The sequence below is a fragment of the Clostridiales bacterium genome (assembly GCA_017569285.1).
Classification (GTDB): domain Bacteria; phylum Bacillota; class Clostridia; order Christensenellales; family Aristaeellaceae; genus Aristaeella.
In genome coordinates, this window is sequence record CP069419.1 from 1,178,607 (window position 1) to 1,190,945 (window position 12,339).

Genomic DNA, 12,339 nt, shown 5'->3' on the forward strand with positions numbered 1-12,339 from the left:
GTTTACCCCTCAAGCCCCGGAATGGACATATCGACGTCCGCCGCTTCCGTCACAATCCGGAAAATATCCGCCAGCGCCTGCTGCAGCCGCATCTCGGCCATCAGGAACTGGCTGACCTCCTCCTTGGAGAACAGCAGCGCAGAGATGCCGGAAAACCGCTGCATGTCCTCGCTGTCCGCCTGCTGTCCGCTCATCACGGCCATCTGGATCGTCACCTGCAGCTTCCGGTATTCCTTGATCAGCGCGGCGGTGGTTTCATCCGCCATCACGGATTCCTTCAGGTCATGGTAAGTCCGGTATTCCTCGCTGTCGCGGATATCCTGCGCAAGGCGGTAAGTGGATGAATAATCCATGTCGGATGCCTCCTTCGGTTATAAAAACGGCCAGCAGGGGTTTTTCCTTCCCCGCTGACCTGTATTATACCGTTTTCCGCTGCTTTTCGCAACGAATGTCAGATGTCCAGGATGATCGGCAGGATCATCGGGTTCCGCTTGATCTTCTCGAAAATGAAGCGGTGCACCTCGTCCTTGATCAGGTTCTTCAGGTCCGGCCAGTTGTCGCCCTGGAGGTTGTTCTCCGCCAGGATGTTCCGCACCAGCACCTGGGTGTTGTCGATGATATCCTCGTTCTCCTTCACGTAGATGAAGCCGCGGCTCACGATATCCGGGCCACTCACCAGCTTGCCCTCGTCGCGGTCGATGGCCATCGCCACGATCACCAGGCCGTCCTGGCTCAGGTGTTTCCGGTCGCGCAGCACGATGTTGCCGACGTCGCCCACGCCCAGGCCGTCCACCAGGACGCCGCCCACGGGAACCTGCTCGCCCAGGGCCAGCACGTCCTCGTTCATCTCGATCACCTGGCCCAGCTCGGGAATCACGATGTTCTGGCTCGGCACGCCCATGGACTCGGCCAGCAGCGCGTGCTGCCACATCATGCGGTATTCACCGTGCACGGGGATGAAGTACTTCGGGCGGATCAGCGCGTGCAGCAGTTTCAGCTCTTCCTTGCAGGCGTGGCCGGAAACGTGCACCTCCGCCATCGCGCTGTACACCACCTGCGCGCCCAGCCGGTACAACTGGTTGATCACGCGGGAGATAAACTTCTCGTTGCCGGGAATCGGCGTCGCGGAAATGATGACCATGTCGCTCTGGCGGATCTGCAGCTTCCGGTGTTCGGCGTACGCCATCCGGGTCAGGCCGGCCATCGGCTCGCCCTGGCTGCCTGTGGTCATCACCAGGATCTCGTTGTCGGGATACTGGTCCAGCATGTCCATATCAATCAGGCATTCTTCCGGAATCTGCAGCTCGCCGATGCTCATCGCCACGCGGCTGACGTTCACCATGCTCCGGCCGATAAAGCATACGCGCCGGCCGAACCGGATTGCGCTGTCGATAATCATCTGCATCCGGTGGATGTTGCTGGCAAACATGGCCACGATCACGCGGCCCTCCGCCGTCTCGAACATCTTCTCGAATGTTTCGCCGACCTTCAGCTCGCTCATCGTGTAGCCCGGGCGTTCCACGTTCGTGCTTTCACAAAGGAACGCGAGCACGCCCTGGTCGCCGTAGTGGGCAAAGGTCTGCAGGTCGGTTACCTGTCCGTCAATCGGGGTGTAGTCCACCTTGAAGTCACCGCTGCAGATCACCGTGCCCGCCGGGCAGGTGATCGCGATGGCGCACGCGCCGGCGATCGAGTGGCTCACATGGATAAACTGGCAGCTGAACTGTCCCAGCTGTACGGTGTCCCGCGGTTCCACCACGTGCATCGGAATACCCTCCACCCGGTATTCCTTCAGCTTCAGGTCCACCAGGGCCATCGTTAGCTTCGTTCCGTAGATATGGGACGGAGCCTGCTTGAGGATGTACGGCGTCGCGCCGATATGGTCCTCATGGCCGTGGGTGAACAGGTAGCCGCGGATGTGGTCCTTCTTGCTCAGTAAGTAGGTAATGTCCGGGATAACCAGGTCAACGCCCAGCATGTCCTCCTTGGGGAATACACTTCCGCAATCCACGATGATGATATCGTCTCCATACTCGAACACATACATGTTCTTGCCGATTTCATCAACGCCGCCGAGGGAAACAATCCTGAGACGTCCAACCTCCTTTTTTTCGGGTGTCTTCATGTTTGACATGATCCTCCTTTCATGCAAACAAAACATGCTTATGCATAGCACTAGCACGGGAAACGTGCATAAGTCGAGCGCGTCTCCAGTAAATCAAAACTTATGAAGCTCACACTTGTATGTACTATATCACACTTTTCCAAAAATTGCTACCCTTTATTTTTCAATAGCTTCAGAATTTGCCTGTCCTTTTTCTGTTTACCCGTTCCGCCATGCTGTGCTATAATTCGTACATCAAAAAAACGGAGGCAACCGGTATGGACAGTTCTGTTCTCCAGCAGCTGAACAGCGGTTCAATATTCCTGATCTGCGGTGTGATTATCGCGGTCATCGCTGTCGTCTGCGTCATTTTCATCGTCCGCGCGTGGCGCGCAGGCCTCGCCCTGGGCATGGACCCGGTGCGCATGCGCCGTGCCGTCACGTCCAGCGCCACCTTCTCCATTCTTCCCGGTATCGGCATCCTGCTGGGCGTACTCGCCCTGAGCGGCAGCCTCGGTACCCCGTGGCCCTGGCTGCGGCTGAGCGTAATCGGTGCGCTGCACTATGAAACCTCCGTGGCGGATGCCGCGGCGGAGCAGCTGGGTGTCAGCCTCGGATCGGATTCAATGACGGTCGGTGCCTTTGCCACCATCGCGCTGCTCATGAGCGTGTGCATCATGTGGGGCATGATCCTCGCCACCCTTTTCAACAAGCGCTATCTCAAACGCCTGGAGGGAAAAGACCCGGCGAAAAAGGCCGGCGGCGGCTTTGGGGACCGGGCGATGATCGCCATGTTCATCGGCATGGTCAGCACCTACCTGGGCAGCTATATCGGGGACTTTGTCTCCCGCGCGCCGGCCGCTTCCGGCGCGGAAGGTACATATGTCCCGTCCCTGTTCTCCTTCCGGGGTGACTGGACGCCCCTGGTGGCGGCCGCGGCCGCGGCAGTTGCCATGGGCATCTTCATCTGGCTGAAGGAGAAAAAGCATCTGGACTGGGTGGAGAACTTCGCCGTCGCGGGCAGCATGCTCATCGGAATGCTCGTGGTCGTGCTGGTTCACCTGTGAAAGGGGGCGGTTTGATGAAACGCGATTTTTCCTATGAATCCTACCTCAACGGAACCCACCGCCTGGGCCGGATCTTCTCCGTGCTCACGCTGATCATGCTCGTCGGCGCGCCCTTTGCCATCGGCGGAATCCTCGGCGCCATGCCGGATCTGGCCGCGGCTGCCCGGGGCTTCATTGCCGTCGGGCTCGTCTGGACCGTCTCCGCGGTGGTCGAATACCTGGTCTACACGCCCATGCTCGGTGCCGGCGGCAGCTACCTGGCCTTCATCACCGGCAACCTGATCAATATGAAAATCCCCTGCGCCATGAACGCCCGGGAAATGACCGGCGCCAAAACCGGCACGGCGGAAAATGAGGTCATTTCCACCCTGTCCATCGCCACGTCCTCCCTGGTCACCATCCTGGTGCTTGCGCTGGGCGTGCTGCTGATGATTCCCCTGCAGCCCGTGCTGCAGAGCGCCGTGCTGAAGCCGGCGTTCGCCAATGTGGTTCCCGCGCTTTTCGGTGCCATGGCCTGCCAGTATTTCCGCAAGGATCCCCGCCTCGCCGTGGTGCCCATGTGCGCGATGACGCTGCTGTTCGTCCTCGTGCCCTCCCTCACCTCCAGCACCAGCATGATGATCATGCCGGCCGGCGCGCTCACGATCACCCTGGCCTGGCTGCGCTGGCGGAAGGAACGGAAGGAGGCCGCGTAAGCCATGACAGCGGTCTGGATCCTGCTTGGCCTGGTCGGCCTGGTGCTCCTGCTCCTGCTCATTTCGCTGATCCGTACGCTCTTCATTCCTTCCCGCCGGTCGGAATATGTTCCCGCGCCGGATCCGGCCCGCACAGGAGAATACGCGGAAAAGCTCTCCCGCATGGTGCGGGTGGAAACCGTTTCCGTTCCCGGGGAAAACCAGCGGGAAAAGTTCCTGGCCTTCCACCGGGAGCTGGAATCCCTGTTTCCCCTCGTGCATCAGAAACTGGAAAAAACGGAAATTGACGGAAACCTCCTCTTTTTCTGGAGAGGGAAGAGCAGTGAAAAGCCCCTGGTTCTCATGAGCCACCAGGATGTGGTGCCGGCCGAGGGCGAATGGTCGCACGCGCCTTTCTCCGGGGATATTGCGGACGGAAAGGTCTGGGGCCGCGGTTCTTCGGATACCAAGTGTTCCGTCATGGCCTTCTTCCAGGCCGCGGAAGAACTGCTGGCCAGTGGATACGTCCCGGAAAACGATGTATACCTCTCCTCCTCCTGCACCGAGGAATGGGCGGGCGACGGCTGTCCGAAGCTCGTCGCGGAGCTGAAGCGCCGCGGTGTCCGTCCCTGGCTGGTGTGCGATGAGGGCGGCGGTATCATCTCTGAGCCGATGGGCGGCATCCATGGCAATTTCGCCATGATCGGCGTGTTCGAAAAAGGCAAGGCGGATGTCCGCTTCACCGCCCGGTCCAGCGGCGGCCACGCCTCCACGCCAAAGCCGCATTCCCCCATTGCGAACCTTGCCGCGTTTGTCAACGATGTGGAGACCCACCGGGTCTTCCGGCGCCGCCTTCCGAAGGAGGTCGCCGCCATGTTCCGGACGCTCGCGCCCTATGCTTCCTTCCCGATGAAGTGGATCTTCGGCAACCTCTGGCTCTTCCGGCCGGTCCTGCTGCAGGTCCTCCCGATGATCAGCGCCCAGGCCGGCGCCATGATCCGCACCACCATCGCCTTCACCATGCAGTCCGGTTCCGATGCCTGCAACGTCATGCCGCAGGAGGCCACCGTCAGCGCCAACATGCGCTTCATTCCCCACCAGGGAATGAAGGAAAGCCTGGCCATCATCGAAAAACGTGCGAAGAAGCACGGCCTCACCATGGAAGTACTCCAGGCAACGGATTATACCGCCTCCGCGGACCTCTCCGGCGAGGCTTTCCAAACGGTCTGCCGCGTCGTGGAGGAAACCTTCCCCGGCTGTCCCCACAGCCCCTATGTCATGACCGGCGCCACCGATGCCCGGTTCTACCAGGAAATCTGTGACCACGTTTTCCGCTTCGCCCCGGTCATCTACGGACCGGAGCAGATGAAGGGCATGCACGGCCTCAATGAGAATATCGAAATTTCCTGCCTGCCCGGCGCCGTGGACTTCTATAAAAACCTGATCCGGGCCTGTGTCTGACTTCCCGCTTGCAGTTTTTATCAGATTCCCGCCTTTCCCATAGGGATAGACGGGAATTTTTGTATTTCTGTATGCATACATTTCTCTCGCTTTTTCGGGAAATGTATGATATAATACCAGAAAAGATACCCGGCATTTCCCGGGCACAACAAAACAGGAGGCCTCCGATGAAGCTTTCTTTGAAACAGAAAGTTGCCTTTGGCCTGGGAGCGGTCGGCAAGGATATGGTCTATGCCCTCAGCGCCAGCTACGTGATGTTCTATTACCAGGATACGCTGCACCTCAGCGCCACATTTGTCGGCCTGATCCTGATGATCGCCCGGGTTTTTGACGCGCTCAACGATCCGTTCATGGGGATTCTCGTCGCGAAAACCAAAACCCGCTGGGGCCGTTTCCGTCCCTGGCTCTTCAGCGGCACCGTGCTGAACGCCGTCGTGCTTTATGCGCTGTTCTCCGCGCCGTACGATTCCCCCGCCGGCACGCTCATGGTCTACTTCTCCGTGGTCTATATCCTCTGGGGGGTCACCTACACCATGATGGATATCCCCTACTGGAGCATGATCCCCGCCGTTACCGACACGCCGAAGGACCGGGAAAACCTCTCCGTTGTCGGCCGTACCTGCGCCGGCGTCGGTTCCGCCCTCATCGCGATGTTCACCATGCTGGCTGTCGGCATCTTCGGCGGTGGCAACGACATCATCGGTTTCCGCTATGTGGCCCTGGCGGTCGCGGTCATCTTCGTGATCACGGAGATCATCTGCTGTATCTTCATGAAGGAGAACGACACCGGCAAAATGCAGGTTGCCTCCGTCCGGGAGATGTTCAAAGCCCTCTTTGGCAACGACCAGGCGCTCACCGTCGTCTGCACCATCGTGCTCATCAACATGTCACTGTACCTTACCAGCAACTTCATCATTTACTTCTTCAAGTATGACTTCGGCGGTGAGGGCTGGAAGGGCAGCTACACCCTGTTCTCCACCATCGGCGGCGCGTTCCAGATCCTCGGCATGATGGTTCTCTATCCGATCCTGCGGGGCCGGAAGATACCGAATGAAAAGATTTTCCTCGTCGCCATCTCGATGGCCGTCTTCGGTTATGCCGTCCTGCTGGCGCTCTGCTTCACCGGCTTCACGCACAACCTGATCCTGCTCGCCGTTCCCGGCGCGGCGGTATTCGCCGCCAACGGCGTGCTCAGCGTGCTCACCACCGTATTCCTCTCCGGTTCCGTCGATTACGGCGAACTGCGGACCGGCCGCCGGGAAGAAAGCGTCATCTTCTCCATGCAGACCTTCGTGGTTAAGGCCGCCAGCGGCGTCGCGGTGTTCCTCACCGGGATCGGCCTGGACCTGATCGGCCTCGTCGGCAATACGGATGAGGAAGCCACCATCGTCCAGCAGTCGGCTTCCACCCTCACTGGTCTCCGCCTGCTGATGACAATCCTCCCGATCATCGGCCTGTTCGTGGCTGTCATGGTATTCAAAAAGAAATTCAAGCTGACGGATGCCTATTCCGAGGAAATCCACCGTCAGCTCCGCGGATGATCTTCATAGGTTCTCCTCCTTTTCTCTTTGCCGCATCCGTTCCCGGATGCGGCATTTTGCTGTCCTTTTTCTTCCCGACCGCCCGCCTGCACTTGCAGAATCATATGAAAACAGCTACAATGCGTATCAGATGGTCCATCCGGACCTCGAATGTTCAACCGGAGGTACACCCATGAAGCAGGGTTTTCATGTTTGTTCCATTATAAGACATGCTGACCGAAGGTCCAGGGCGATCGGAAAGCCCTGGTCGCACCCGCAGGTGCGAAACTCCTTTCCTCTGCGAGCAGCATCGTTGATTCTGGTACTGCTGATTCTGCTGTGCCAGTTGCCTGCTGGCGCAGCCCACGCAGAACCCCTGCAGGACTGCCACAAGGTCACCAATACCTATACCGATACCACCCGCAGCAACAAGGCACAGATCCGCCTCTGGCAGGTGGAAACCGCCCTTCCGGCGGTCACGGAGGAGATCAACGGCATCGCTTCCGGCTGGGTGGAAGAGCTCGGCAACTTCCTTCCGGATGCCAAAAACAGCGGCAAGAAAAACAGCCGGCTGGATGTGGAAATCCGCTACAGCCGCACCGGCCTCCGCTGGATGAGCTTCCTGGTGCAGGCACGGACCACGTTCCACCAGGACCTCACCGCCCAGCGGATCGCTTCCCGCACCTATGATATGATTTCCGGCCAGCGGATCATGCTCAGCGACCTGTTCAATGACACTGCCGCCTGGTCTTTCCTGGCCAGCCGCGTCCGGGAATCCCTCACCGCCTACTGGCCGGATGTGCAGCCGGATCCGGAGAAGCTGAATGCCCTCTGCGAACAGTCCGCCCTGGAAGAAGCAGAATTCACCCTCCACGGCATGTCTCTCGTGCTGCATTACCCGGCGGACCTGCTGTATCCGGATAAGCATACCCTGATGGAGGTCACCGTCTTCTATCCGGAAATCCGGGATATGCTGGCTCCGGAAGCCGCGGAGCAGACCGACAACCTCGCGTATTACAAAACCTGCGCCCTCACCTTTGACGACGGTCCCAGCTCTGAGAATACTCCCAAGGTCCTCATCAGCCTGATGCAGACCGGTGCCCGGGGCACCTTCTTCGCCATCGGCAACCGCGTGGATGATTACCGCTACCTGGTCCGCCGCGAACATGACAACGGCCACGCTGTCGCGTCCCACAACTGGCACCACGGCAACGCCACCAAGTCCTCCGCCGCAGCCCTGCGCCGGATGCCGGAGAAGGTCAACACCGCCATGATCAAGGCCATCGGCATCCCCGTCCGCTACGACCGGGTACCCGGCGGCCGTTATCCGCCTATGGTCAAGGCCAAGGTCAAATGGGCGTATATCCAGTGGAGCCTGGATACCTATGACTGGCGCGGCCGCTCTGCGGATGAGGTCCTGAACACCGTCAAAAGCCAGATTGACGACGGCGATATCATCCTCTGCCACGACATCAAGAAAAATACCGGGGAAGCCACACGCAAGGTCGTGCAATACCTGGAAGAGAACGGCTATATGTGCCTCACCATCGATGAACTCTTCGCCAAGGACGGCGTCGCGTTCGAAAACGGCAAGGTCTACTACCGCTGCAAAAACGGCGACTATTCCATCAAGAAGACCAAGTAAAATAAACCTCCTCAAAACTCCCTTTGCCCGCCCGGGCAAAGGGAGTTTTTATGCGCAAAAACAGGACGGCATCACTGCCGCCCTGAAAAGGAGAAAGGGGCAAATTCCCGGATATGTCATCCTTTGGTCAGCTTCAGCCAGTGCGGAAGCTTCAGTCCGCCCCGGCCGCGCCGGCTCAGCACCACGCTCTGCAGCAGGATGAAGAGCCCAAGCATGGCGCCGCTCGCCATATCCTGCCACCAGGAGGCGTTCAGCGGGCTCAGCGCGATGATCTTCTGGATCGTCGCCAGGATCATCGTTCCGAACAGGGTGCCGATCACGTTGCCCACGCCGCCGGTCAGCAGCGTGCCGCCGATAATCGAGGACGCGATGGCGTCCATCTCGCTCCGCATGGCCACGCTCGCATTGCCGGCGGGTTTGTGCATCAGGAACACGAATCCGGCCAGGCCGCTCAGGAGGCCGCTGATCAGGTAGCTGTAGAAGCGGGTCCGCTTCACGTTGATGCCCAGCGTCAGGGCGCTGCCCTGGTTGCCGCCGATCGCGTAGATGTTCCGTCCCAGCTTCGTATACCGCAGCATCAGGTAAACCAGCAGTACCACGCAGAGGGCCACCACCGCGCCGATTTCCAGCTTGGCGGCGATCAGGTTGCCGTTCTTCGCCGTATAGCCAAGGAACGGGATCTGGATCTTTGTCTTCACCAGCGCGCTGAAATCCTTGTGGGAAACCGTCACCGGGTTCACCGACAGGATCGTCGTCAGGCCGCGGGCCAGGAACATGCCGGCCAGGGTTACGATAAACGGCTGGATTTCCAGGTAACTCACCAGGAAGCCCTGCAGCAGGCCGAAGGCCAGGCCGATGCCGATCGCCAGCAGGAACGTCAGTACAATGCTGAACGGTCCGCCGTCGCTGTGCGCGTTCAGGAACAGCGCGCCCGCCATACAGGTCAGGCCGATCACGCCGCCGACGGAGATGTTGATGCCGCCGCCGATCATCACGATGGTCAGTGCGCAGGAGATGATAATCAGTGCCGCGTTGTCATTCAGCAGGTCAAACAGCTGCTGGGTCTTCAGGAAGCCGCCGCCCATGAAGATCATGGCCGCGCCGTACATCACCAGGAAAATGCAGATACTGATGGTCATCAGCAGCTGGGCGTCTGTCAGCCGCTCACGCTTCACGCGTTTCACCGTACTTGCCGTACTCACTCAGCCCACCTCCTTGATGCCGGTCGTTCCGCCGGAACGAAGGCGGTTCCACAGTGCGGTCAGCTTGGCTTTCACCACGGGAGAGCCTGCAATCACGATCACGATGATGACGATTGCCTTGTAGGCTTTGATATTCACTGTTGCGACGTTCATCGCGTACAGCGTCGTCGTCAGCATCTGGATGATATAGGCGCCCAGGATGCTGCCGCTCAGGCGGAACCGGCCGCCGCCCAGGTTGTTGCCGCCGATGGCGACCGCCAGGATCGCGTCCATCTCGATGTCCGCCAGGATTGTCTTATGGCTCAGGTTGCCCAGCCGGGCGATGCCGATCACGGCCGCCACAGCCACGCACACACCCAGCAGCACAAAGCTCAGCAGCTTGATTCCCACCGGGTTGATGCCGTTCAGCCGGGCCGCGCCCTGGTTGATGCCCACCGCCTGGGTATACAGGCGGGTGTTGGTCAGTTTAAAGATCAGTGTCAGCAGCAGGCCCATCAGGATCACCAGGAAGATGGGCGTCGGGATCGGGATCCCGGGAATCGTCATGCCCACCGCGCTCAGGATCGGGCTGCTGATCTGCGGTGTCGCGTCGCCGTTGATCCAGTAGGCGATGGACCGTCCGCAGGAGTAGAGGATCAGCGTGGCGATCATCGGCTGGATCCGGAATACCGCCACCAGGGTGCCGTTGAACATCTTGAACAGGATCGCGCCCAGGATGCAGGCAATCAGGCCCACAATCAGCGAGCCCGGGGTAATGCCGGGGAACGCGAACACGACCTTCACGAACACCGCGCCTGCAATCGCGCCTACCGCGCCGACCGAGATGTCCTGGCCGCCGCAGGCCGCGGTCACCAGCGTCATGCCCATGGCGATGATCGCCAGCTCACTCGCGCTGTCAATAATGCTGATGATGTTGCCGCTCAGCACGGGGTTGCCGGCATTGTTGGTCGCAACGCTGATGTTGTAGAAGCCCGGGTCCCGGATCAGGTTGAACAGGAGCAGGAGGCCCAGTGCCACCAGCGGGATAATCAGCTGGCCCAGGCTGGAGGCTTTCTTCGTTTTCGCCGGGGAACTCATCTTACTGCTCACCTCCCGCGATTGTCTTCATCACTGTCGCCTGCGTCAGCTCATCACCGGTCAGCTCGCCCACGATCTTCCGGTCGCGCATCACGATCAGGCGGCTGCACACGCGGAGCATTTCCTCAATTTCGGAGGAGATAAAGGTCACGCTCACGTTGTCTTCCGCCAGCTTCAGCACCAGCTTCTGGATTTCCAGCTTGGTGCCCACGTCGATACCGCGGGTCGGCTCATCCAGGATCAGGTATTCCGGATGCGTCAGAAGCCACCGGGCCAGGATAACCTTCTGCTGGTTGCCTCCGGAAAGGCTGCCCACCGGGGTCTCCTGGCTGGCTGTTTTAATCTGCAGGGTTTTGATGTATTCGTCCGCGAACTGCTCCATTTCCTTCCGGCTCATCGGATGGAAGAAGCCCTTCATCACCTGCAGCGCGAGGATGATGTTCTCGCGCACGGACAGGTCCGCGATGATGCCGTCCCGTTTCCGGTCCTCCGGCAGGTAACCGATGCCGGCCTTCATCGCGTCATGCGGTTTCGAAACCTTCACGGCCTTTCCGTCCATCTTCACGGTGCCGCCGGTCACCCGGTCCGCGCCGAAGATCGCGCGCACGCTTTCGCTCCGTCCGGATCCCAGCAGGCCGGTGAATCCGTTCACCTCACCCTTGCGGATATGGAAATCGAACGGGCGGCTCTCCGTGCTGGAAAGCTTCTCCGCTTCGTAAACGATGTTCTCGCCTCCGGCGCTCTTCGTGCCGACCTGTTCCAGGTCTGCCAGGTCGTTCAGGTCCTTGCCCATCATCTTGGCGACGAGTTCCACCTGCGGCAGGTCCTCCACCACATACTCGCCCACCAGTTCGCCGTTGCGCAGCACCGTGATCCGGTCGCTGACCGCGTATACCTGCTCCAGGAAGTGGGTCACAAAGATGATGCCCACGCCCCGGCTCTTCAGGTCCCGCATCAGGCCGAACAGCATTTCCACTTCCTTCTCGTCCAGCGAGGAGGTCGGCTCGTCCAGGATCAGCACCTTGCACTGCATATCCACTGCCCGGGCGATGGCCACCATCTGCTGAACCGCCAGCGAGCAGCCGGACAGTTCCTGCTTCGGCCGTGCGGGAATTCCCAGGTTGGCCAGGATTTCGGCCGTGCGCTTTTCCCGTTCCTTCCAGTGGATCAGGTTGCCCTCCGACCGGCCGATAAACATATTCTCCGCCACAGTCAGGTTCGGGCACAGCGTAATTTCCTGGTACACTGTACTGATTCCGGCATTCTGTGCGTCCTGCGGGGAACGGATATGCGCGTCTTTTCCGTCCACCGTGATGCTGCCGCTGTCCTTTTCATAAACACCGGTCAGCACCTTGATCAGGGTGGATTTTCCCGCGCCGTTTTCCCCCATCAGGGCATGGATTTCGCCCTTCCGCAGGGTAAAATCCACATTGTGCAGCGCCCGGGTGCCCGGAAACGATTTGCAGATTCCGCGCATCGTCAACACTACGTCGTTTTGCATCTGGGATGGCTCCTTCCCGGCCTTTGCTTTCCCGTCAGACCGTTACTCTTCAAAGAAAGCGCGGTATGGACGCGCGTTTCCGTTCGTC

General features: G+C 59.8%; 10 protein-coding genes. 5 read left to right on the forward strand and 5 right to left on the reverse strand.

Annotation, left to right across the window (positions count from 1 at the left end; translation table 11 throughout):
- Window positions 1–2: 2 nt before the first annotated feature.
- Window positions 3–353, reverse strand: coding sequence for a YlbF family regulator (locus JNO48_05245; protein QTE69306.1), 351 nt, complete (start codon window positions 351–353; stop codon window positions 3–5).
- 98 nt (window positions 354–451) lie between these two features.
- Window positions 452–2,125, reverse strand: a complete 1,674-nt coding sequence (locus JNO48_05250; GenBank protein QTE69307.1) for a ribonuclease J — start codon at window positions 2,123–2,125, stop codon at window positions 452–454.
- A 257-nt stretch (window positions 2,126–2,382) separates the two neighbouring features.
- On the opposite strand from JNO48_05250, the gene JNO48_05255 reads away from it, so the two are divergent.
- The 5 genes from JNO48_05255 (at window position 2,383) to JNO48_05275 (ending at window position 8,471) form a co-directional block, all read left to right on the forward strand.
- Complete coding sequence (locus JNO48_05255; GenBank protein ID QTE69308.1) at window positions 2,383–3,171, forward strand: DUF5058 family protein; 789 nt, start codon at window positions 2,383–2,385, stop codon at window positions 3,169–3,171.
- Between the two features lie 14 nt (window positions 3,172–3,185).
- Entirely contained in the window at window positions 3,186–3,866 is a 681-nt protein-coding gene (locus JNO48_05260; GenBank protein QTE69309.1) for a hypothetical protein, read from the forward strand.
- Between the two features lie 3 nt (window positions 3,867–3,869).
- A complete protein-coding gene (locus JNO48_05265) occupies window positions 3,870–5,306 on the forward strand; it encodes a M20/M25/M40 family metallo-hydrolase (protein ID QTE69310.1) in 1,437 nt (478 codons plus the stop codon).
- Between the two features lie 167 nt (window positions 5,307–5,473).
- A complete protein-coding gene (locus tag JNO48_05270; GenBank protein ID QTE69311.1) occupies window positions 5,474–6,847 on the forward strand; it encodes a glycoside-pentoside-hexuronide (GPH):cation symporter in 1,374 nt (457 codons plus the stop codon).
- A gap of 292 nt (window positions 6,848–7,139) precedes the next feature.
- Window positions 7,140–8,471 carry a polysaccharide deacetylase family protein gene (locus tag JNO48_05275; GenBank protein QTE69312.1) on the forward strand — a complete coding sequence of 444 codons (1,332 nt, stop codon included), beginning with the start codon at window positions 7,140–7,142 and terminating at the stop codon, window positions 8,469–8,471.
- A 116-nt stretch (window positions 8,472–8,587) separates the two neighbouring features.
- Here JNO48_05275 and JNO48_05280 read toward each other — a convergent pair whose 3' ends face one another.
- From JNO48_05280 to JNO48_05290, 3 genes are all read right to left on the reverse strand, one after another.
- On the reverse strand, window positions 8,588–9,610 hold the full coding sequence (locus tag JNO48_05280; GenBank protein QTE69684.1) for a sugar ABC transporter permease YjfF: 1,023 nt from the start codon (window positions 9,608–9,610) through the stop codon (window positions 8,588–8,590).
- A gap of 63 nt (window positions 9,611–9,673) precedes the next feature.
- Window positions 9,674–10,750: an ABC transporter permease gene (locus tag JNO48_05285; protein ID QTE69313.1), complete on the reverse strand. Its 1,077-nt coding sequence runs from the start codon at window positions 10,748–10,750 to the stop codon at window positions 9,674–9,676.
- Between the two features lies 1 nt (window position 10,751).
- Window positions 10,752–12,251 (reverse strand): sugar ABC transporter ATP-binding protein, encoded by a 1,500-nt coding sequence (locus JNO48_05290; GenBank protein ID QTE69314.1) that lies wholly within the window; start codon window positions 12,249–12,251, stop codon window positions 10,752–10,754.
- Window positions 12,252–12,339 lie beyond the last annotated feature (88 nt).